Source organism: Rhodococcus sp. NPDC059969 (genome assembly GCF_042738325.1).
GTDB lineage: Bacteria > Actinomycetota > Actinomycetes > Mycobacteriales > Mycobacteriaceae > Rhodococcus_F.
In genome coordinates this window covers 87,789-110,076 of sequence record NZ_JBHWUF010000006.1, presented here as the reverse complement: position 1 = coordinate 110,076, position 22,288 = coordinate 87,789, and the positions used below count along the sequence as shown (strand labels likewise).

Annotated in this window: 20 protein-coding genes; 4 read left to right on the top strand and 16 right to left on the bottom strand. The window is 63.7% G+C overall.

Annotation, left to right across the window (positions count from 1 at the left end; all coding sequences use genetic code 11):
• Positions 1-3: 3 nt before the first annotated feature.
• Genes tilS through dacB form a run of 3 tightly spaced genes read right to left on the bottom strand, consistent with a single transcriptional unit; the run spans position 4 to position 3,464 of the window.
• On the bottom strand, positions 4-981 hold the full coding sequence (tilS, locus tag ACFWAD_RS18065; protein ID WP_378546210.1) for a tRNA lysidine(34) synthetase TilS: 978 nt from the start codon (positions 979-981) through the stop codon (positions 4-6).
• Positions 982-2,055, bottom strand: a complete 1,074-nt coding sequence (locus tag ACFWAD_RS18060; protein ID WP_378448269.1) for a zinc-dependent metalloprotease — start codon at positions 2,053-2,055, stop codon at positions 982-984. It abuts the gene before it with no gap.
• Complete coding sequence (gene dacB / locus ACFWAD_RS18055) at positions 2,055-3,464, bottom strand: D-alanyl-D-alanine carboxypeptidase/D-alanyl-D-alanine-endopeptidase (protein WP_378546207.1); 1,410 nt, start codon at positions 3,462-3,464, stop codon at positions 2,055-2,057. Before dacB ends, ACFWAD_RS18060 begins: the two co-directional genes overlap by 1 nt.
• Positions 3,465-3,567: 103 nt before the next feature.
• Between dacB and ACFWAD_RS18050 the strand changes: the two genes are divergently transcribed.
• Positions 3,568-4,059: an inorganic diphosphatase gene (locus ACFWAD_RS18050; RefSeq protein WP_378546204.1), complete on the top strand. Its 492-nt coding sequence runs from the start codon at positions 3,568-3,570 to the stop codon at positions 4,057-4,059.
• A 90-nt stretch (positions 4,060-4,149) separates the two neighbouring features.
• Here the strand turns inward: ACFWAD_RS18050 and ACFWAD_RS18045 are convergent, their stop codons facing one another.
• From ACFWAD_RS18045 to ACFWAD_RS18035, 3 genes are all read right to left on the bottom strand, one after another.
• Complete coding sequence (locus ACFWAD_RS18045) at positions 4,150-4,980, bottom strand: crotonase/enoyl-CoA hydratase family protein (protein WP_007727023.1); 831 nt, start codon at positions 4,978-4,980, stop codon at positions 4,150-4,152.
• Between the two features lie 62 nt (positions 4,981-5,042).
• On the bottom strand, positions 5,043-5,249 hold the full coding sequence (locus ACFWAD_RS18040; RefSeq protein WP_378448154.1) for a hypothetical protein: 207 nt from the start codon (positions 5,247-5,249) through the stop codon (positions 5,043-5,045).
• A gap of 133 nt (positions 5,250-5,382) precedes the next feature.
• The gene (locus ACFWAD_RS18035) at positions 5,383-6,912 is read right to left on the bottom strand and encodes an LCP family protein (protein WP_378546201.1); all 1,530 of its coding nucleotides are present in this window, start codon (positions 6,910-6,912) and stop codon (positions 5,383-5,385) included.
• Positions 6,913-7,100: 188 nt separating this feature from the next.
• Here ACFWAD_RS18035 and ACFWAD_RS18030 point away from each other — a divergent pair, with 188 nt between their 5' ends.
• Positions 7,101-7,853 carry a polysaccharide deacetylase family protein gene (locus ACFWAD_RS18030; protein ID WP_378546676.1) on the top strand — a complete coding sequence of 251 codons (753 nt, stop codon included), beginning with the start codon at positions 7,101-7,103 and terminating at the stop codon, positions 7,851-7,853.
• A 4-nt stretch (positions 7,854-7,857) separates the two neighbouring features.
• The gene (locus ACFWAD_RS18025) at positions 7,858-9,837 is read left to right on the top strand and encodes an amino acid permease (protein ID WP_378546198.1); all 1,980 of its coding nucleotides are present in this window, start codon (positions 7,858-7,860) and stop codon (positions 9,835-9,837) included.
• Between the two features lie 97 nt (positions 9,838-9,934).
• Here the strand turns inward: ACFWAD_RS18025 and ACFWAD_RS18020 are convergent, their stop codons facing one another.
• Complete coding sequence (locus ACFWAD_RS18020; protein WP_378546195.1) at positions 9,935-11,728, bottom strand: alpha/beta fold hydrolase; 1,794 nt, start codon at positions 11,726-11,728, stop codon at positions 9,935-9,937.
• The gene (locus ACFWAD_RS18015) at positions 11,725-12,324 is read right to left on the bottom strand and encodes a TetR/AcrR family transcriptional regulator (RefSeq protein ID WP_378546193.1); all 600 of its coding nucleotides are present in this window, start codon (positions 12,322-12,324) and stop codon (positions 11,725-11,727) included. Before ACFWAD_RS18015 ends, ACFWAD_RS18020 begins: the two co-directional genes overlap by 4 nt.
• Before the next feature lie 286 nt (positions 12,325-12,610).
• Here ACFWAD_RS18015 and ACFWAD_RS18010 point away from each other — a divergent pair, with 286 nt between their 5' ends.
• On the top strand, positions 12,611-13,132 hold the full coding sequence (locus tag ACFWAD_RS18010; protein WP_007727034.1) for a 2-oxo-4-hydroxy-4-carboxy-5-ureidoimidazoline decarboxylase: 522 nt from the start codon (positions 12,611-12,613) through the stop codon (positions 13,130-13,132).
• A 56-nt stretch (positions 13,133-13,188) separates the two neighbouring features.
• Here ACFWAD_RS18010 and ACFWAD_RS18005 read toward each other — a convergent pair whose 3' ends face one another.
• The 8 genes from ACFWAD_RS18005 to ACFWAD_RS17970 all read right to left on the bottom strand — a co-directional run bounded on the left by ACFWAD_RS18005 (position 13,189) and on the right by ACFWAD_RS17970 (position 22,222).
• Positions 13,189-13,644 (bottom strand): tellurite resistance TerB family protein, encoded by a 456-nt coding sequence (locus ACFWAD_RS18005; protein ID WP_003941110.1) that lies wholly within the window; start codon positions 13,642-13,644, stop codon positions 13,189-13,191.
• An 84-nt stretch (positions 13,645-13,728) separates the two neighbouring features.
• Positions 13,729-15,285, bottom strand: coding sequence for a TerD family protein (locus ACFWAD_RS18000; protein ID WP_378546190.1), 1,557 nt, complete (start codon positions 15,283-15,285; stop codon positions 13,729-13,731).
• A gap of 40 nt (positions 15,286-15,325) precedes the next feature.
• The gene (locus tag ACFWAD_RS17995; RefSeq protein ID WP_378546187.1) at positions 15,326-16,219 is read right to left on the bottom strand and encodes an SGNH/GDSL hydrolase family protein; all 894 of its coding nucleotides are present in this window, start codon (positions 16,217-16,219) and stop codon (positions 15,326-15,328) included.
• 159 nt (positions 16,220-16,378) lie between these two features.
• Positions 16,379-17,791: a TerD family protein gene (locus ACFWAD_RS17990; protein WP_378546184.1), complete on the bottom strand. Its 1,413-nt coding sequence runs from the start codon at positions 17,789-17,791 to the stop codon at positions 16,379-16,381.
• A 27-nt stretch (positions 17,792-17,818) separates the two neighbouring features.
• Positions 17,819-18,676 carry an HAD family hydrolase gene (locus ACFWAD_RS17985; protein ID WP_378546181.1) on the bottom strand — a complete coding sequence of 286 codons (858 nt, stop codon included), beginning with the start codon at positions 18,674-18,676 and terminating at the stop codon, positions 17,819-17,821.
• Positions 18,673-19,782 (bottom strand): cysteine protease StiP family protein, encoded by a 1,110-nt coding sequence (locus tag ACFWAD_RS17980; protein ID WP_378546178.1) that lies wholly within the window; start codon positions 19,780-19,782, stop codon positions 18,673-18,675. Before ACFWAD_RS17980 ends, ACFWAD_RS17985 begins: the two co-directional genes overlap by 4 nt.
• The gene (locus ACFWAD_RS17975) at positions 19,779-21,068 is read right to left on the bottom strand and encodes a phosphoribosyltransferase family protein (RefSeq protein WP_378546175.1); all 1,290 of its coding nucleotides are present in this window, start codon (positions 21,066-21,068) and stop codon (positions 19,779-19,781) included. Before ACFWAD_RS17975 ends, ACFWAD_RS17980 begins: the two co-directional genes overlap by 4 nt.
• A complete protein-coding gene (locus ACFWAD_RS17970; protein ID WP_230816763.1) occupies positions 21,065-22,222 on the bottom strand; it encodes an HpcH/HpaI aldolase/citrate lyase family protein in 1,158 nt (385 codons plus the stop codon). Before ACFWAD_RS17970 ends, ACFWAD_RS17975 begins: the two co-directional genes overlap by 4 nt.
• Positions 22,223-22,288 lie beyond the last annotated feature (66 nt).

The following is a 22,288-nucleotide window of genomic DNA, read 5'->3' as shown; positions in this document are numbered from 1 at the left end:
GCGTCAAACCCTTCGTCGGTCTTCGAATCCGAGGATCAGCCTGCCACGTCGCCGGGCCGCCACCAACCTCGCCTCCGGTGTTCCGCCGCCGATCGCGACGCCGCCTTGCCCCCGCCAGTCGGTCACCAGGGCGTCGACTGCGCGTAACTGTTTGTCCGTCAATGCTTTTGCGCCGTCCTGCAGCAGCCAGGCGCGCAGAGCGCGTCGACGGATTGCGGTGGGCGCTTCGGCAAGTGTGTCCACTTCCACTTCCCCGTCGACGACAACCCGTAGGAGTAGGGCCTCGGCGTACTCGTCGAGCGCCTCACCGTCCTCACGCAACTGCGTCGCGGTTCGGGCCAATGCTTCGGGAACTCCCCCGCCGAGAATTTCTTCGAGCAGCGGCAACGCCTCGTGCCGCAGACGGACGCGAGTGAACTCGGGATTGTTGTTGTGCGGGTCCTCCCACGGCGTGATTCCCAGGTCGACGCAGGCCGCCCTGGTCACCGATCGACGGATGCCGAGTAGCGGCCGCCCCCAGGGGGCGTCGAAGGCCGCCATACCCTGAATCGATCGCCCACCGGACCCGCGGGAGAGTCCGAGAAGCACGGTCTCGGCCTGATCGTCGAGCGTGTGTCCGAGTAGAACCGGGAGGTCAGTTCTGGCGCCGCGCAAAGCGTTGTACCGAGCCTCACGCGCGGCGGCCTCGAGACTCCCACCTTCGGCTACATCGACGGTCAGGACCGTCGCGGTCCGGCACCCCAGCGCCAGCGCCTGGTCGGCGGCCGAGCGTGCGACAGCATCGGAACCGTCTTGCAGGCGATGGTCCACGATCAACGCGTCGACCGATTCGGTTTCCGCCACGGCTGCTGCGGTGAGCGCCAGCGAATCGGCTCCCCCGGACAGGGCGACGATCACCCGGCGTCGTGGTTCGTATGCGACTGTCCACGCCCGCACGGCCTGTCGCAGCGCCAGCAGGGCAGGCGTCTCGGGCAGCAGCATCTAGCCGAGAACGCGCTTCACCCACGCGTCGGGGTTGTCGATCTCGTCGAGCAACGGCAGGGTTTCCGGCCCGGTCCAGATGGTGTTGAACTGCTCCATGCCGACCTTGAGAACCACAGCGTCGACGAAGGCCTTGCCACGTACGTACTGCGCCATCTTGGCGTCCATGCCGAGCAGCATCTTGATGATCCGCTGCACGGGGTTGGACTTGCGCTGCCGACGCTTGTCGAAGGCCGCGCGGATAGTTGACACCGACGGCACCACAGCGGGACCGACGGCGTCCATCACGTGGTCTGCATGCCCTTCGAGGAGGGTGCCGAGTACGAGCATCCGATCCAGCGCGTCACGCTGGGGTTCTGCCTGCGAGGCGCGCAGCAGGCCGATGATGCCGCCCGCCGTCGCGCCGTCACTGGAGTCGGGTTCCTTCCGCGAGCGCAGCTCTGCAGCAAGGCGACCGACAACGTCGGTCATCGACTCGTCCACCGTCGCACCGAGCGTTTCGACGGATTCCTTCATGTAATCCGCGAGCCAGGGCGAGGACGAGAACTGGACCCGGTGCGTGACCTCGTGCAGGCAGACCCACAACCGGAAGTCGCTCGGGTTCAGCCGAAGGGACCGTTCGACGGAGACGATGTTCGGTGTGACCAGAAGCAGCGTGCCGTGCTCACCGGTGAATGGGTCGTACTGGCCGAGGATCGCCGAAGACAGGTACGCCAGCATTGCGCCGGCCTGCAGGCCCGCCGGCTTTCCGACAATGAGATTGCCACTGCCGTCGGGGTCGGCGCCGGTGAGATGCGCCATCGACCGCGAGGCTGCCGTGATCCATCCAGCCCGGTCCAACACGTCAGCGGCTGGGACCGGTAGACCGTCGGCCAAACCGGTCACTTCACGAACCGGCAGTTCTGCACGCTTGGACGCTTCGGCGAGTTCTGCCGTCGCAGTCTCGGCCGTGTAGCGAGACATCGCCGGGCCACCGCGCGCCAGTTTTATCCCGGCTTTGGCGGCCAGACTCCAGTCGACGGCACCACCGAGCGGAGCCGAGGCTTCGTCATCTTGTGGAGTCTTTTCGGCCACTATTGGCACCCGCAATTCCTCAATGCTCCGGCAATCGCGTCCAGGGCAGGACGGCTCACTTCTGGCGGCCGGTCATTGGACATCAGTGCGAAGGTGAGCACTCGCCCGTTCTGATCGACCACGAACCCTGACAACGCACTGGCCGTCGAGAGAGTTCCCGTCTTGGCCCGTACCCAACCCGCACCGGTTCGGTTTCCGGACGCGTAGCGGTCGGACAAACTTCCTGTTCCGCCGGCCACCGGAAGGTAGTCCAGCAGGGGGCGCAGTTTCGGATCACCGTCACCGGCCGCAGCCGTCATGACGCGATCGAGTACCTGAGCGGGAATGAGATCGTCGACGGACAACCCGCTGGAATCGTGCAGCGAAACTCCGGTGTAGTCGAACCCGGCGGCCTGCAGGGTCTTGCCGGTCGCGTCGACGGCTCCGGTGAACGACGCTTCGATTCCGGAGGCGATCGCAACCTCACGCCCGATGGTCTCGGCGAGCACGTTGTCGGAATGTTCCATCATCTGCAGCAACCGGTCGCTCAGCGGTGCCGACTGCACGGTCGCGATCGGCTTGGCACCGGCAGGCGCCGCGCCGAGACTCACGTTGGCGGGATCGACACCGAGTGCCTGAGCGAGAACCTTGCCCGCGTCCAATGCAGGAGTTTCCGAGCGCGGTGACTCGTCTTGGGTGCCGTCGTACCGACCGCCTTCGATCATCACCGATTCGATCGGCGTGATGTAGCCCGCCGCGATGTCCGCGGGAAACCAGCCGGTGGCCATGTTGTCGCCCTTGAACAAGCTCGAGTCCACCACGACGCTGGTCACCGGCGTACCGGCAGCCTTGATCTGGTCGACGAGATCCGCGATGTGAGCGGCGTTGGCGTAGTACCCGCTCTGCCCCTTCGGCGTCGCCGTCAGCGTCGGGTCACCGCCGCCGACCAGAACGACCTGGCCGGGACTCGCTCCGGGCACCACCGTCGTGGCCAGCCGGTGGTCGAGCGGCAACTTCAGCAGTGCCGCCGATGCGGTGAGCACCTTCGTCGTGGACGCAGGCGTCATCGGCGTCGACGGGTCTGCGCTCCACAGAATGTTTCCGGTGATCGCATCGGCGACAACTCCGGTGAACTTCCCCAGATCCGGGTTGGCCACAGCCGGGCCGATCGCCGCGGCGATTCCCGACGCACTCGGAATGGGTGCGTCCGTCGGGACGGGCACAACCTGGGGTGACGGTGTCACGAGCGCAGGCTGCGGCGACGTAGTCACGGTCGCACTGCCGGCTGCGTCGTTCGACGTACCGAGTTTCACGACGACAACTCCGGCGACGGCCAGTACAACCACTGCACCGACCGCCAGAAGGATGCGGAAGTTACGCCGTCGACTCTCTTCCAACGAGCCGATCTTCTTCTTTCCTTGGCCCGCCAACGCCCCTCCGTCTGTGCTCTGCCTACTGGGTGGTCAGGCAACCTTATCCTTGACCCGATATCCTTCCGACGAATCATTACCGACACGACAGCGAGGAATCGGCGTGGAGTTCGACGTCACCATCGAGATCCCCAAGGGTCAGCGCAACAAGTACGAGGTCGACCACGTAACCGGTCGCGTCAAACTCGATCGCTACCTCTACACAGCTTTCGGCTACCCGGCCGACTACGGCTTCATCGAAAACACCCTGGGTGAGGACGGCGATCCGCTCGACGCCATGGTCCTGCTCCCCGAGTCGGTCTTCCCCGGCGTCGTCGTCGAGGCTCGCGCCGTCGCGATGTTCAAGATGGTCGACGAGGCCGGTGGAGACGACAAGGTCCTCTGCGTTCCGGCCGGTGACCCCCGCTGGGATCACATCCAGGACCTGGGTGACATCTCACAGTTCGAGCTCGATGCGATCAAGCACTTCTTCGTCCACTACAAGGACTTGGAGCCGAACAAGCACGTCGAGGCTGCAAATTGGGTCGGCCGCGCCGAGGCAGAGGCCGAGATCGAGGCTTCGATCAAGCGTCTCGCCGCCGACGGCGGGCACTGAGCTTTAAGTTCTCAGGCCTTACGAAAATCCCCGCACATCGGAAGATGCGCGGGGATTTTTTGTGCTGTTTATTACTCGCCCTGGAAGTTTCTACTCACCTTGGAAGACGGGCGGGCGCTTCTGGAAGACGGCGGTGATGGCCTCGGTCAGATCCTGCGAAGGCAGGAACGCCGCGTTCCAGGCTGCGACGTAGCGAAGGCTGTCGTTCACGCTCGCGCTGCGGGTGTGATCGAGCACGTCTTTGATGCCGTGGACCACGAGCGGCGGATTGAGCGCAATCTCCTTGGCAGTCGCGCGCGCCGCGGCCAGCACTGCGTCGGCATCTTCGAACACGTCGTTGACGAGACCGATCTTCTCGGCGCGCGCTGCGTCGATGTCCTTGCCGGTCAGCGCCAATTCACGCAGGTGTCCGTCGCCGATGATCGCGGGCAGACGCGCGAGGCTGCCCATGTCTGCGACGATCGCGACCTTGACCTCGCGGATGCTGAACTTGGCGTCGGCGCTCGCGTACCGGATGTCGGCCGCGGTGATGAGGTCGACGCCGCCGCCGATGCACCAGCCCTGAACGGCTGCGACGACGGGCTTGCGGCAATCTGCGACGGCATTGATGCCCGACTGCATGCGCTTGATCATGTCGTGGAACTTGGTGCGCGGACCTGCCTGAGCCTTGTCCGCGAGGACGGCACCGAATTCACCGCTCATCGCCGGCAGGTCCAGGCCGAACGAGAAGTGCTTGCCGGATCCGGCGATGACGATTGCGCGTACCTCGGGATCGGCGTCGAGGTCGGCGAAGATTTCGGGGAGTTCACTCCAGAAATCCGGCCCCATCGCGTTGCCCTTGCTCGGCCCGATCAGCGTCACCTGGGCGATGTTGTCTTCGCGCTCGACGGTGAACGCATTCCAGCTCTTCTGTTCAGTCATTACTCAAGAGTAACTAAAGCTCGGGCTCAGCCGAAGACCCTGCCCTACCGAAGACGCTGCCTTCAGCTGAAGATTCCGGCCTCGTCAAGTACGAGCACTACGAGGGTGACGGCCATCAGGGCGAACATGATCAGCATCGCCATCCTCGCCGCCCGCTCACTGGTCGGCGGGAAAACGCGCTGGGCGGGATGCTCAGCCACGTACTCGGACAAGGACATGGTCCTGGCACGTGAGCGTGTCGGATTCTGTACCGCTGCTGTTGTAGCCATGTCGGTGATCCTTTCAACTACGCAATCTCAGTCAGGTACCCCAAAGGTGAAGTACCCGACTGAGTTCGACTTCTCCAATGTAGACCCGCAGACCGAAGAAATCAGCGTGAGTTTCGTGCGAATTACCTGAGAGTCAGTCCACACAGGGGATGCCGCCATTCGAGTCGGTTCGGATGGGTGATCCCTGCGCTCCGGTATCGGGAACCGTGCCGGCCGATACCGACGGACCGGGTTGCACCGGAGCGGTCGAGAACGCGGTCTTCGCGTTGTCCTCACCGATCAGTACAGACACTGATTCGGCCGCTGCCTGCTCGTTCGACACCGCGACCACACCCAACTGCTCGGCCAGCGCCTCTGCGACGGCTTTGGCTCCGACCCCATAGCTGACCACCGACTTTGCCGTCGGAGCTGCGGTGCTCACCTCCCCGACTTCGACGCCCGACGCTTTCATCGCCGACGCCAACGCGGCGCCCAACCCGTCCGTCGCGGTTCCGTTGCGGATGTCCACAACTTCGTTCCCGGTCGAGATCGCGGTGTCCATCGCAGGTGCAGATGCCGAGTCACCTCCCGCGAAGATTCTCGACACTTCACTACGCAGACGTGCCGGATCGACAGTGTTGACGTCCTGACCATCGACGGTCTCGTAACCCTCGATGGGCAGGGTGTAGAAATCGATGTTGCCACCCGCGAGAGCGCTTGCCTGAGAAGCGAATCGGACGGGATCCATGGCAGAATCGATCACCACGTCCTTCTTCACCACGTCGGCCAGTGCCGTCATCTTCGGAATGTTGCCGATGACTCCTGAGCCCTTCAGGTTGGCAATCACCGCGCTGATGAATGCCTGCTGCCGGTGCGTGCGATCCAAGTCCCCGTTGTCCAGACCGTGGCGTTGACGGACAAACGAAAGTGCCTGTGACGCATCGAGAGTCTGGACCCCCGCGGGGAAGTTGGCACCCGAGAAGTCGTCCTGCACCGGATTGTTGAGACACACCTGAACGGGGCCGATGGCCGAGACGACGTCGTAGAAGCCCATCAGGTTCACTTCGGCAAAGTGATCGATCGGGACCTTGAGCAGATTCTGCACGGTGGTCAGCGTCGAGCGCCTTCCGACTTCGCGTGCTTGTTGTTCTCGTGCAGCAGGATCCGTCACACCGTCTGCTACGAGTTTGGCGTCCGCATCAGCCTTCGCCATTCCGTAGGCTTCCTTGATCTTGGCCATTCCGTAGCCGGGTACCGCGACGTAATCGTCGCGTGGGATCGCCACCGCACTGGCCTTACCGCCGTCGCCCGGAACATGGAGCAGGATAAGCGTGTTCGTGTTGTATCCACCCACGTCGCTGTCCCCCGCGTGCAGCTTGTCGGTGACGAACTCTGCCGGCAGGTCGCTGCCGTCCATCGCCTTGCGACTGTCGAGCCCGATCAACAGGATGTTGGTATCCCCGTCGAGCGAACTGCCGGCGTCGTCACCGAGGGCGGAGAGCGCGTCCGATCGGTACAGCCCCGACGTCAGATCCGACTGCACGTACCACCCGATTCCGACGCCGACCAGAATCGTCGTCGACAAGGAGGCGGCCGCCAGCTTGCGCCCCACCGAGAGCGTCGACCGCTGCGGTGGACGCCTACGTCTGTGCCTGGTTGCCGAGTGTCGAGGTCGCGGTTCCACGGCCGACACGCTATCCACCGTTCCTGAGTAAAACCTGTCGATACCGGAGACGGCTGGTCATTCGCTGAAAAAACGCTGAGAATGAAGTCCGAATTGGGCAAATCTGCTCTAGGCTCCGCCCTGTGGACCGCCGACGCTTCCTCAGTGCCCTCGCAGCAGCAACTCTGACCGGAACCGCCGCGGTGACCATGGGAACCGCTTGTTCGTCACGTTCGGTCGGCACGGCTATCGCCGCAGCCGACGAACCAGCAGATGCCGTGCCCGGCGCGGATCTCCCGCCTGCGTTGTTGCCGCCTCCACCGCCGTCTGCCCGGGTGCCGCTGCCCGCCGGCGGATCGCTGACCGCACTGCCCGGTGGTGGAGATCTGCTCGCCCTGACGGTTGACGACGGGGCCAGTTCCGAAGTCGTGCGTCTCTACACACAGTTCGCAAAAGACACCGGCATCCGTTTGACGTACTTCGTGAACGGGCAATACAACTCGTGGACCGAAAATGGCGGACTTCTGAGGCCGCTGGTCGAGAGCGGACAAGTTCAGCTCGGCAATCACACCTTCTCGCACCCGGATCTGACGTCCGTGTCGAAGCAGCAGATCGCCGAGGAGTTGACGAAGAACGGCACGTTCCTGCGCAACACTTACGGCGTGGATGCCGCGCCGTACTTTCGACCGCCGTACGGAAGGCACAACGCAACAGTCGATTCCGTGGCAGCGAGCGTCGGATACACCGTGCCCACCCTCTGGTACGGATCACTGTCGGATTCTTCGTTGATCACCGAGGAGTACATCCTCCAGATGGCGAACCAGTACTTCAATCCGGGGGCGATAGTGATCGGGCACCTCAACTATCTGCCCGTGACCCACGTGTATCCGCAACTGGTGGACATCATCCGGAGCCGAAACCTGCGGACTGTCACGCTCGACGATGTGTATCTGAGGCCGTGACGCCGTGGTGACCGCCGCCGAAAACGAGGTCCCGGCCGAAAACACGGCTCCGTCGGTGAAACAACGCACCGAGGCCTGGCTGCTCGCGGACATCACCGAGGAGCCCGCCGGACATCTTGGGCCACACCGCATGGCGCCGAAGAAGGAGAAGCGCCACCCGTGGTGGAAGGTGATGTGCCTGACGGGTGTCGATTACTTCTCCACTCTCGGTTACCAACCCGGTATCGCAGCACTGGCAGCCGGCACGTTGGCTCCCATCGCGACAGTCGTATTGATCCTGCTGACGCTGTTCGGTGCGCTGCCGGTCTACCGGCGTGTGGCTCGCGAGAGTCCGCATGGGGAGGGTTCGATCGCCATGCTCGAGAAGCTGCTGCCCAAGTGGCGCGGCAAGATCTTCGTTCTCGTGCTTCTCGGCTTCGCGGCCACCGATTTCCTCATCACCATGACACTCTCGGCTGCCGATGCCACGGCGCACCTCGTCGAGAATCCTTTTGCTCCAACCTTTCTCTCCGGACACACCGTCGCCGTCACCCTGGTTCTGCTCGCGCTACTCGCCGCGGTCTTCCTCCGCGGATTCACCGAAGCGATCGGTATCGCTGTCGGATTGGTCGCCGTCTACCTCGCCTTGAACGTGGTGGTCATCTCCGTAGGTTTGTGGCACATCGCGACCGCGCCGTCTTTGGTCACCGACTGGACGCGCGCCATGACCACCGAGCACGGAAATCCGGCGATGATGATCCTGATCGCGCTGATCGTCTTCCCGAAGTTGGCTCTCGGCCTGTCCGGCTTCGAGACCGGGGTCGCGGTCATGCCGCAGATCAAGGGCGATCCGCACGACACCGAACAGAATCCACGTGGCCGCATCAAAGGCGCACGACGCCTGCTCACCACGGCAGCGCTGATCATGAGTGGATTTCTACTGACGTCGAGCCTGGTCACGACCATCCTGATCCCGGAGAACGAGTTCCAGCCGGGAGGCGCTGCCAACGGTCGCGCACTTGCCTTCCTCGCACACGACTATCTGGGTGAGATCTTCGGAACCGTCTACGATCTCAGCACGATCCTGATCCTCTGGTTTGCCGGTGCGTCGGCAATGGCAGGGTTGCTCAACCTCGTCCCCAGGTATCTCCCCCGCTACGGCATGGCGCCGTCGTGGGCCCGCGCCGTGCGTCCTCTGGTCCTCGTGTTCAGCGTCATCGCCATCACCGTCACGATCTACTTCGACGCCGGTGTCGACGCTCAGAGTTCCGCGTACGCAACCGGCGTCCTCGTCCTGATCTCGTCGGCGACCGTCGCCGTTGCCCTGTCCGCCCGCAAGCACGGTCAGCGAAAACTGTTCGTAGGGTTCAGTTTTGTCGCAGTTCTGTTCGTCTACACGACGATCGCGAACATCTTCGAACGCCCGGACGGTGTGAAAGTGGCGTCGTTCTTCATCGCCGCGATCATGGTGGTGTCCTTCCTTTCCCGAATCTCGCGAGCCTTCGAACTTCGCGCCACCTCTGTCGAATTCGACGAGACCGCGCTGCAATTCATCACCGAGGCAGCCGAGAAGGGCTACCTCGCGATGGTGGCGCACGACGTCGACCGCCTCGACGAGGACGAGTATCGGCAGAAGGAATCGCAGCAGCGCGCCGAAAGCAACATCCCCGAGGGCGAGTCGATCATCTTCATCGAGGTCAACGTCACGGACTCCTCCGAATTCAGCACCGACCTCCTCGTCCACGGCCGACAGCGCGGTGAGCACCGGATTCTGTGGGTCGACAGTCCGGCCGTCCCCAACACCATCGCGGCGGTTCTCCTGCGAACGAGGGACATCACCGGAGTGATTCCCGACGTCTACTTCGAGTGGACCGAGGGAAACCCGATCATGTACCTGCTCCGATTCCTCTTCATCGGAGAGGGCGAAACCGCTCCGGTGACCCGTGAGGTCCTTCGCCGCGCGGAACCCGATCAGTCCAGGCGGCCCCACGTCCACGTCGGTTGACGCGGCACTCCCACCGACGCCCACGCGAACGACAAAGGTTCGACAGAGGTGAGTCGGAGGTCGGGAGTGCCAGAGGCTGGAACTTCCGGCGTCATTGTCACACGATCGATCCATTGAGTAAGTCGACGAGAGCATCGCTATGGGTGAGTTGTGGATGATGGCCGGCACCGGGCACCGACCTCAGTTCGACGTTCGGAAGTGACTCGAGGTGCTCGACCGCGTCCGGGGCGATCGGGTCGTTGCTTCCCGTGATGATGAGGACCGGGCCACTGAATCTGCCGAGCGTCTCCTGGAGTTCGGAACGCCACTGCTTCGATTCCGCAAGGGCGAGATGCTCGGCCACCCTCTTCGCGGTGCTTCGCTCGAGGTCACTGACACTGGAATCGAGAGCGGCCGCGCTCGCTTCTGATCCCGTCAGTAGTCGTGACAGCCGTGTTGGGTTCGCGTGTCGGAGGTAGGCGCATACGAGCGGCCTCAGTCTGGCTGAAAGACCTATCGGAGGCTGGAGGAAGAACGGCGCAATCAACGTAAGGGACTTGACCTGCTCCGGTAACCGATCAGCCGCAACTACGGCCGCAGCCGCACCGATGGAGTGGCCGACGAGGTCAGCAGATTCCCCAGCCACTACCGCCGGAAGCCACTGTTCCCAGTCCTGAACGCCGACTCCGCCGCTGAGGCCGAGCCCCGGCAGGTCGACGACCCGCCCCGCGATGCCGGCCGCTACCGCTGCCCACGTATCGGCGTTTACGGGCAAACCGGGAAGGACCACTCGACTGGATCCGGGTACGCCGAGTTCGAATGTCCTCAGGCCGCCGACATCGACGAATCGACGGCTGTCAGTCAGGGCCGCTCCAAATCGATGTGCGGCCAAGTAGTCGGCCCATCGTTCGAGGGACAGCAGCGCGTCTGGCGTGTGTATCCCGTGTCTGTCTGCGAACTCGACGGCGGACGCTGTCGGATATCGGTCGGCGGACATGAAGGTGAGCGTCTCAGGATCCGCCTTGGTGATCTGCTGCGGAAGCCGCTTGATGACACCGATCGGTATTCGTACCCGTGGGACCTTCGCGCCGAGATGTCGACCGACATGTGTGAGCAGGTCCGCCAGCGGCGGGGTGTCGTCGTCGAGAACCCAGTAGGCCATGCCTTCGGCAGCCGGGTCGACCGCTGCGGCCGTCATGAAAGCCGCCAGGTAGTCGACCGTGACGATCGGGAGAAACGTCGATTGGTTTCCGGGCAACGCTGCCGCGGCACCATCCCAAATCTGCTCGATCGTGCCGGCAAGCCCGATGTACTGGTCGGATTCCCCTGTGGCGCTGTCGCCGATCACACTGGAGGGATTGACGATGGTCCATGGAACCCCGTGCTCGAGGGCTCGGGCTTGGAAGATTGCGTCGGACTCCACTTTCGACGCTTCGTATGCGCCAAGCTCCTTGTAGACCGAAGCGCGGTGATCGTCTGACCACGGAACAGATTTGGGGTCTTGTCCACCGACGCGGTAGCCCGACACATGGACGACGCGCTGCAGGTTGGGGAGGTCCGTGGCGAAGTCGATCAGCTTCTCGACGATGCCGACGTTCGCGCTGCGCGCCTCCTCGGCGGTCATTCCGAATCGGTAGGACCCGGCGCAGTTGTGGATCTCGGTGATGGACGGAAATGCCGATGGGCCGCCGGAGACCACCTCAGGAGCATCGAAGTCGACGATCGTCGTGCTGATACTTCGTGTCAGGCCGTGCTCGCTGACCCATCGCTCGACACGCGATCCGGACTCGGCGGTCCGAACTGCCGCCGTGACCTTCGCACCTGCCTCGGCAAGAGTCAGGACGAGGTGCCGCCCGACCAGGCCCGAGGCTCCGAAGACCAGGGCGTGGCGGGAGCCTTCGTGCGGCGTCACCGCGTCCCTCCGACTGTCGGGCAGCGCTGGCTGACGAGCTCCGTGACGACGTCAGCGGCCGCGATGAGGGGTTGCGTGCTCTGCATAGCGCGAGAGACGATGACCGCCCCCTCAATCGTCGACACAACGACGGTTGCCAGAGACCGCGCCTCTTCGTCGCCGAGACCGCTGGCCCCCAGAAACGCGGCCGTCGGTGCGATCCACGATTCGAAGGCAGTGGCGCACGCCAGCCGCAGTCGCTCGCTTTCTGCGCCCATCTCCAGAGTGACGACGGAGACCGGGCAGCCCAGACGAAAGTTGCTCTCGCTGACGATGGCCGTCAGAGCCTCGATCGCAGCGCGGACAGCTCCGGCCGCACCGCCCGCTGATACCGCGGCCTCTGCAATCAGCGTCTCGAACTGCTTCGTGGCGAGCTCAACCGCTGCAACGCCCAAACTTTCCTTCCCGTCGGGAAAGTGGAAGTAGATCGACCCCTTAGGTGCTGCTGCATGCTCGATCACAGCATTGAGACCGGTGCCGCTGTAGCCGTTGGCCTGAATGAGCTCGAGCATGGACTCGGTGAGCCGCGCTTTTGTCAGATCTCCTTTGGATGCCATAGCTCAATAATAGACCGGTCTACATATTTTGCAAATACTAAGAATACTCGCTCAATCAACAAGGTGTGCAGGCAATTGGAGCGAGTGTGGGACTGGGGCCGTCTTCAGCGACCCGCACGCACTCCCACCTCCCCGATCAGCTCGTTACGCCGCGTTAAGAACCTGAAAACTCGGCGAGCAAACCTTCCTTTCCCAGGTGAAGCGGCGGATTATCGAACTGGTCGCGCATCTGGTTACCGCGCGGCATGTCGAGCGCGCCTGAAGGCACAACGGGCCGGGAGGTCACATGCTGCTACATCAATCGATCGGGTTGGAGCGCTTCAACGAACTACCGCGACAGAAGGCGGTTCACGCATTGTTCGAGTGCTGCTGCTCGCTGACGTGGGCCGGATGGGTCAGCGACGGACGCCCGTTCGCCGACCACGCGGAGATCCTCTCGCGAGCCGAGGACGCGATTCTCAACCTCTCGGACGAGGACGTCGAACGCGCCCTGCAGTGCCATCCACCGGTCGGCGTGCGCAAGAACAGCGTACCGTCCCACCTTGAGCAATGTTCGATCTGGGTTCCGGACGACGCCGTCATGGCAACCATCTATCGCGCCGGCGAGGAGTACGAGCGAAACTTCGGCTTCCGGTATCTGTGGTGTTCGCACGGCCATGACGCCGACGACCTGCTCGAGAACATCGGCCAGCGCATGTCCAACGAACGCTCCGTCGAGCGCAAGGTCTGCGTCGACGAACTCGCCAAGATCACGCGGACGAGGATCGAGCGCATGCTCGGGCCCGAGGACGGTTATCCCGAGTACTGAAAAGAAAAGCGGGTGCGGCGTTTTCGCGCTGCACCCGCTTTCATACTCTGAATCGATCAGAGATCGAACTCGGCCGGAGAGATTCCGACGGCAAAACACATGTCGCGTACGACGCCGCGCTCGTGCTCGTCGAAGTTGCCGTCCGCGCCGCCGATGATGATGCCGATCTGGATGACCGCGCGAGCCTGATCCTGCTTCGACTTGAGCTTGGCGATGGTCGCGGTTGCCTCGACCTTTCCGAACTCGTAGTCGGAGGACAGCTTGCTGCAGTACCAGTCGAACTGCTCACGAAGCTCGTCCGGCGGGAAGACCGCGAGCGACTCGTTGCTCATGATCAGCGCGGCGGTCTTCTGACGCTCCGACGGATCGATCGAACCGTCTGCGGCGGCGATCAACGCGCACATTGCCATGCTCGCGTTCTTGAATTCCTTGTTCTGGAACTGGCTGGTCTTTGTCTTGAGCTGGCCGTTCATCTCCTGAGCCTTAGCCTTCAACTGATCCCAGAATGCCATGAGTCTCCTCGAGTATTGCCGCCACACACCGCGCGTGGTCGTACCACCACTCTGCCTGTGCGCTCGGCAATCCGCCATCGGCCACTAGGTGCGGTCGAACACTGCCAGAATTCGCGACTCGGAGATCGGGTCGAGCACGTCCGGGGTGAAGTGCCATTGCGTGCGGGTCCAGGGATCGTGAACCTCGGTCTGCCCTGCTGCCGAAAGATGTTGGCACCCCTCGGACAGTGCGGCGACGGATACTTCCGCGAAGTTCGACTCGTCCTCTCCGACAATCAGTATCGACAAACCGATTGCCGGCCCGCGTTCGGCGAGGAACATGACGGTTTGTGCGTCTTCGGCGGAGTATCCGTGCGGGAAATCGCTGAGAATCAACAGGCGAAGGGAACTCGGGCCATCGGCGACGCCACTCATTCGCGCGAGTTCGCCCATGTCGACGGCCTCGGCCAGTGCCCGCAAGCGCGCCGAGATCTCGGTGTGAGCGGTGATGACCGGCCCCGCGAGCATCGGTGCCAGTCGATCGGTCAATGGTGTGAGCGAGCCGGTCAGATCGACGACGTCGAGTAGCGGCATCGGGCCTGCGGCCATGACGCGCACGGTGACGGCACTGATCAGACCGAGCGCTGCTTTGCTCGACGTACTGTCCACCCAGATCGGCCGACGCAGCGGCAGCGGGACGCAGTACGGAACGGTGAGCGTGCCGCGGTCCGGAGCCGAAAGCTCGCCAAGGCGCATTCCGTCGCTGACGGCCGTGATCTGCGCCGGATCAGTTGTACCCGCCCACGACACCGACTTCCAAGACGCCATCGACCGTGGGAGCACGCCGTCGATCACGCCGAGTTCGTGTGCAAGCTGGGCGCTGTCACGGGCGTGGTTGTCCCGCGCGAGTGAGACGAGGTCGTCGTGACGCTTCTGTGCGGCGTCACGCGCCGCCACTCCCGCTGCCGAGTTCCGCAGCGACGGATCTGCGACGGCTGCGGTCAGATCCTCGTCCAACCGAGCCAGCGCGTACTCGCTGCTGGAGACGAAGGAAGCGGCAGATCGCGAAGCGTCCTCGAAGATCATCCACGCACGCTCCAGGCCCCGGCCCACCTCCAACGGCTCCACCGCGGAATCCCACGCGGGCGCAGCCGTCGGGGCTGGTTGTGCCGGCTCGTCATCCACCTCGACGCCGTGCACCGAGATCAGTTCCGCCAAACCACCCGAATAGCCCTGCCCGACGGCCCGGATCTTCCACGCACCGGACTTTCGATACAGCTCCCAGCAGATGACCGCTGTCTCGGTACCTGCGGTGGGGATCGCGAATTCGGCCAGGACCGAACCGGATTGATCGCTCAGGGTGGCGGAGAGCCCCGCCGTGCGAAAGGCTCCCGCGGCCGTCGCTGCCGGATCCACGCTCACGATGCACAATACCGCTGCCGCATCGGGGTGAAGTCGATCGAGCTCCACCCGGATGCCACTCTCGTCGAGTTGCACTCCAGCGGTGGACGGTTGGTTGTAGAAAACGAAGTCCGCGGACGTCAATGCCCGCAGGTTCGCGTCCGCTACCAGCGCCGACACGTCGAACGGCGTCTGGCTCTCGGCTCGAAACGTCACCACGGGCGCCGGCAGCGGCGCGTTCTGTCCGGGAACAAAAGTCATACCCACAGCAGCGAACTATGCCATGACCCCACTCTCTCGGTCAGCCTTGCAGGTCCGCCACCACTAGATCGGCCACCGCGGTCATCCCGGCGTCCGTGAAGTGCAAGCGCTGCGCCGTCGACTCCGAGAACAGGCCCTCGAACCAACGCTGATCTGCACTCGCACATGCGTCGTGTCCGCCGGCGATGCTCGCCGCCGCAATGTCGACAGTGCGCACACCGTGGGCGTGAGCGACCTCGTCGAACTTCGTGTTGTAGCGCGCGAAATAGTCCATGAACCAGGCTGCGTCGGCGTCGGAGAACGGGATGTTCGGCCAGCATCCGCGAGAGGAAATCATGCCGCCCTCTCCGATCAGGTAGATGCGAGCGTTCGGCGCGCGCTGCGTGACCGCGGTCAGGATGCGATCCAATTCTCCGGCAGCCCGGTCGATTCCGGATTGGGCGACGGAATTCGCGAGCGGGTCGTATCGACATCCACGATCGGTTCCTGGTCCCGGAGCGACGCACAGAGGGCCGAGGAAAATGCTGTTGGAATCGTTGCCGCCGATCGAGATGGTGATCAGGTCGGTGTCCGGGTGGACGGCATCGAGCTGGACCGGCCAGTAGTTCGGAATCAGTTGCGGGGTGTCGATGATGTTCTCGGCGCGGGCCGCACTGCAGGAGACGTCGGCGAACTCGGCGACCTCGAGTGCCCGCGAGATCTTGCCCGCGAAGTTCTCGTACGAACGCGAACAGGCGTCAGGGTACATCGGTTCCAGCCTTGGGCCGGAGGCGCGGGAGTCACCGAGGGCGACGTACTTGATCCCGGCGCCGGATACACCTGACAGCGTTTCCGACTGCGGCACCGAAGCCTGCGCGATCCCGGTGCTCACGAGCGCCAGCACAACGCCTGCGACAGCCGCCGCCCGACCGAGACGTTTCCCTCGAATGATCATCTACTGTGCCAAGTCCTCTCGCGCTCGGCCGCTCGACTGACGGCTCGACATGCCGCCTGAGGTTAACGCACAGAGTGGACAACGATGTCCGGTTCGGCAGATGGCGATCGAAATCACCTACCGCCGAACCGGATTCGTCAGAGCTTATGCAGTTTCGACTCAAGCAGTGAGGAAGCGGCCCAGCTGCGGCGCAGCTTCTCCTGCGTGCTTGGCCTGGATGCCTTCACCGATGGCCTGCAGCTTCCATTCACCGTTCACGCGGTACACCTTTGCCATCACCATTCCGGTGAAAGCCATGCCGCCCTGGAGCGTGTACCGGGCGAGCTCGGAGTTGGTGGTGCTGTCCACGAGACGGCAGAAAGCATTGGAGACCTGCTCGAACGTGTGTCCGCGGTACGAGGTCACGGTGAAGATCACGGTGGTCACGTGAGCCGGGACTCGCTGCAGATCGACGAGCATGACCTCGTCGTCTCCGTCGCCGTCGCCGGTCAGGTTGTCACCCATGTGACGGACGGAGCCGTCCTTGGACGTCAGCTGACCGTAGTAGCAGACGTCGACGAGATTGCCGTCGGCGTACAGGAGCGCCGAAGCGTCGAGGTCGACGTCGGCGGTACGGCTGCCGAACAGGCCGCTCTTCTTGATCGGATCCCAACCCAGACCCATCTGGATCATGGTGAGCGCGACGCCGCCCTCCTTGCGGAGCGTGACCTTCTGGCCCTTGGTCAGGCTGACGGGACGTCCCTTGACCAGGCTCACCTCGGGCTGCTGCGCCGGCGGCTGGTTCTGCACGGGAGGCACCGGGGGCGCCTGGTTGTACGTCGGCTGCTGGTTGTAAGTCGGCTGCTGGTTGTACGCAGGCTGCTGTGCCGGTGGGTAGGCCGGCGGCGTCGGCCCCTGGTTGTAGGCGGGCGGCTGGTTGTACGCGGGCGGGGCCGGCGGAACCGGCGGCGCGTTGTACGAAGGCTGCTGCTGCGGCGGCTGGTTGTATGCCGGCGGTGTCGGAGCGACAGACGAGGGCGGGGTGATCGGAGCCGGAGCCGCGACCGGAGTGGGCGGCGGCGGCGCGGGCGCATCGTCGACGGACACACCGTGATCGGTGACCAGCGCGGCAAATCCACCCGCGTAACCCTGGCCGACGGCGCGCACCTTCCACGCACCCTGCCGTCGGTACACCTCGAGCGCGATGACGATGGACTCGGTGGTGAGGCCGTCGATCACGTACTCGTACAACACGTTCCCGGTCGCGTCGGATATCCGAGCGGTCGGTGCAGCGCTGCGTCCGAAGTTCGACGACGCGTCGTCGAGCGTGATGACGGCGCGAACCTGCTCGATGTCAGCCGGAACGCCGGCGAGTGAGACTCGGAGTGAGGCAATGCCACCCGGGTTGGGCACCAACTGCACACCGGGTCCGGTGGGCTGGTTGAAGAAGACGAAGTCGGCGTCGGAACGAACTTTTCCGTTGCTCGTCACGAGGAGTGCAGACAGGTCAGCGGCTGCAGCCAACTGAACCGACACAACTACATCCGAGACGTCCAGCGGGCCGTTCTGCCCTTTGGCAAGCGATACAGACAACTAAATCCCCTTCATAGAGAGCGTGTATTACCCGAGCGCGGAAGAGAACCACCGCAATATCTCCGCGCTCGCTGCGATACCGGACCTTTCTGTCACAGTAACGGTCGGCCGTTGCCAATTCAGTTCTTCCAGCTCACCGTGCCTCGGCCGGATCGCGAAATCGGAGTATTCGAGCATGTCCGCATCCAACGCACCGTCACCAGCCGAGATCACGACGGCTGACTGATCCAGATCACCCGACTCGACCAATCTGCGGCGCACCTCTGCCAGCGCGCGTGACTTCGAGACCGCGTCGGGCATCGTGTAGATCTTCCGGCCTTGACGCGAGACGTTCCAGCCTCGTGCCACGCACCACCCATTCCATTCGGTTTCGAAATCACTCGGCATCACGGTCAGATCGACGACCAGGTACGGAAACAGGTCGTCGGCAACACGAATGGAGCTGACCCAACTCGAGTCGATCCGCGTTTCCAGTTCTGCCTGAACCTGCGGCAACTCGGCGCCGGCCTTACGGGTCGAACGGTCGATCTCGTTTCGCCAGTCGCGATCGGCTTCGCCGTCCACCAGGATGTTTCCGCCGTTGCTCGTGATCGCGTACTTCCACGGTCCGCCCGGAAGATCGATCCGCTGGAACTGCGCAATGGTCCTGGTGGTTGTCGGAATCACCGGAACCCGCGAGCTGAGCGCAGTCAGCAACTCGATCGATTCGACGCTCATGTGTGAGAGCGGGCCGCCGTTGTAGTACTCGACGCACAGCGGGCTCGGTGCCGAATCCAGATCGGAGCCACTGGGATCGCCGCCGATCGCGGCCTGTGAATAGATCATCGTGCGGTCCAGATCGGTGGCGATCAGGACCTGGGACGCAGCGGTGTCAACACGGCTCACGTGATGTCCTTGATCAGCCCGACACACGAGTAGGCGAGATCAGGGACGACCTCGACCGGAACCCCACGGGCCTGTGCCAACAACCGAATGTGTGCGTGCTCCGGGGCTTCGAGTTCGCGCACCAGAACCTTCCAGGGAAGCCGGCGCAGCAGCACCCTCGTTGTTTCTCCGACACCGGGTTTGACGAAGTTGACCGTCGATATCCCGTATTCGACCTGCACCTTCTCCACCGACTCCCAACCGGCCCAGGTCGGCGTCCGATCGGAATCGAGCACTGCGGCAAGAGAATCCGCGACATCGGCACGGACGGAGTCGAACTCGGCCGAGACCACGTCGAGCAACCTGTTGGAAACGTCGACGTCGGCGAGGTCGGCGTAGAACTTGGCGCCGTGGAAATCACCCGGCCCGATGAGGGTGTCGTTGAGGACTGTTCGTGAGACCAAGCCCGACACCGTCGAATTGAGGCACGCGGACGCGATCAGAAAATCGTCGCGGGTTCCGTACGTTCGCACGCAGTGGCCGGGGTCTGCGAGAACAGCCAGATCGGAATCGAACTTCGCTCCGCCCGCCTCGTGGTACTCCGTCAACGCTGCGTCGAGTTCGCGGGCGATGGCGCCCTTACCGGTCCAGCCGTCGACGAAGACGACGTTCTCCGAGTCATGATGGTGCGCAAGATAATCGAGCGCGACGGAATCGATGCCCTTGCCGCGGACGATGGACACCGCGTAGTGCGGCAGCGTCAATCCGCGGGTCTGCTGGGCCCAGCGGCGCATCAGAATCCCGATCGGTGTTCCGGCCCGGGCGAGTGAGACCAGCGTGATGTCACTCCCCCGCTCGGCCAGCACCAGGTCCATCACGGTCCCGACAGCGCGTGCCAGGCGAGGAGCGCTCTCGGCGAGCACCGTCTCGAACAGATCCCGGTACGCCTGATCGGGTTGGTACTCGATTGGAAGGGACTCCGCGTAGTGCGCCTCACCCGACTGAATGCGCTTCTCGCGCACGGAAACATCGGCTTCGAGATCCACATGCGAGAGATCCTTGAGCAGCCACTTCACTTCACCCGGCGAGTACGAACCGAAATCGGGTCCGACCAATGGTTCGTTCATGACGACTCTCCTGCTCTGGAATCTCGCAGCGCCGACGGATCGGCCCCGCGAACGGTGGCGACCAAGACGTCGGTGCCGGAGTTTCGCAGCACTTCGACCACTCCGTCCATCGCCGTCAACCGATCGGTGTCGGCCGGCTCGTCCACCACGAGCAATGCAACCGCGTCGACCGCCGCATCAGGCCACTGCGCGTTGTAGACGTATCGAGGCTCGTTTTCACCCAGTTCCGGTGCCGGAAAGGTGAACCCGCGGCGCAGCGGGTATCCCGGCAAGTCGACGACGTACGCGGGTGAGCGAGTCGTGGTCTGGTACCGAACCGCTCGCCCAGAGCTTTCCAAGCCCGCAGCGATGCGCAGTGGCAGGTACATCAACTCCTCGTGACCGATCACGATCACAGCACGCGACGCGTCGATCGATGATCCGAGAAGCGACACCGCCGCCTCGACGGCTGACTCGAATGCCTCGGTGTCGCCGTCGAGAAAGCCGTGCCGGCCACCGTCGGGGACGTGCGCCGGCCACGGCAGATCCAGGCGGGACAGCGTGCCGCGTCGGTCACCGATCGGATTGAGATCCGGAGCATCCAGAGCCGTGACACGCTCGGTCAGGCCGTCGGGCAGAACCGTTGAACCCGAAGCGAGAGAGACGTAATCGATCCGCACGCCCAACTCTGACGCCGCGGCTTCGCTGGCGACTCGGTGTTCCTCGGTTCTCATGTCCACCAGCGAGGCCACGACGTAGCGGCTTCGCGGGCATTGCCCGTGCAGCGCCCGGATGGCGTCGATCGCGGTGGCGCCGGTGGAGATCTCGTCGTCCACGAGTACCAGTGGCAGGTCGTTCTCGAACAGTTCGGCGGACGTCGGCTGCATCAGATGGCTCGTGGCGTGCGAGTGCCCCTCCTCGAATCCGGCGAGCGTCGTAGCACCGGGTACGTCTCGGCGCGTGGAGTGCAGGTAGCAGTGAGCGTGCAGGCGAGCTGCGACGCAGTGACCCAAACCTGTTGCTGTTTCGGCGAACCCGAGAACGACGACGTCGGCACCATCACCGAGGGTGGTTCGCACCAAGTCCCCGAGGTCGTCGGCAGCACCGATGACCACGGACGGCTCGGTGGGCACGTGCTTACCCAGCACGGTGGACACCAGCAGGTGCGCCCGGCGCGGATTCCGTCGAAGACCCGGGATCACCAGATCGGGCACCGAATGCCCGAGTGACGAATCACCGTGAACGAGGTGCAAGCCGAATTCTGCTGTAGCCCAGGGAACATTCTTGGACTGGACAAGCTCTGTCATCGATCGACCAACGCCGTCAGCAACTCGACAAACGTGATCCCCTTGTTGGTCACACCGAACACGTGAGCGCGGAGCGCGGTCTGCCGCGCCCAATTGCGATGCGGCTTCATCTCGTTCATCTTGTTCCGGTAGCCGGAGGCCTGAACTCCACCGGCGTCGGCACCGAGAATGTCGAGGGCATCGTGATATTCCTCGTGCGTGACCGCGGACAGCGCATTGACCGCCGCGACGTGCGACGGGTGGATGACCGTCTTGCCCTGGATACCGTTGGCGCGGTCCAGCGCGATCTCGCGGAGCAGACCGTCGAGGTCGCGGCTGACGAGATGCTGACGGAACCGGACGGCGTCGTGTTCCTCGAACGGAGTGGCGCGCAGCATCGGCCGGAACATGCGTTCGTGATCGGCGAAGTACTCCCACACGGGCCCGGTGATGACAAAACCCGAACCGTCGGCGCGGCCGAGGTAGTTGACGATGTCGGCGATGACGTCGACCACCACGCGCACGTCGTAGATGGTCAGATCGCGGTCGCGACGGATGCCGAAGGTGCTGCACATGTCGGTGGCGCCGATACGGACGGCAAGGATTCGATCGCGGTGCTGCGCGAGAATCCCACTGATGGTGCGCAATTCGAGATCACGCGTATCACGGTGAACGAGCGCGGGTGATTCGAGCACCGGCATCGCGTAGAGATGCTTACCCAGCAACTCTGACGCATCCGCGACGGCGTCGAGGAACACGGGGCCGGACTCGCTGCCGAACTTGGGGATGACGAACCCGGTGAGGGCGGCGCGCCCCTCGGTCAACGATGCCGCGACCTTGTGGATGTCCGCGACTTCACGAACCCGAACGAACAGCAGCATTCCGACGGCGTCGGTGGACGCGATCTTGTCGAGAGCTTCGACCGCGTTTGCTCGCGCCGATTCGACCTCGTGATCGGCGACGGCGTCTTCGAGATCGAGCACCATCGAGCTGACGCCCTCGGACGCACGCTTGGACACGATATCGGCCAACCCGGCCCGGGTGGCAGGAACGTAGAGAGTTGCACCCAGAGCAATCGCGAGCAGATCCCTCTCGTCGGAATCCGCGAACGATCGAGGCGCGTGCAGGAACAATTGCTCCCGCACGTCATCCTCGAGATGTTGAAAGTGCTGCATTTCTCTTCTCTCTGTAACCGCAATCAAGTCCATGAAACGACCCCCTGTGACAACGCGTCGAGCAAC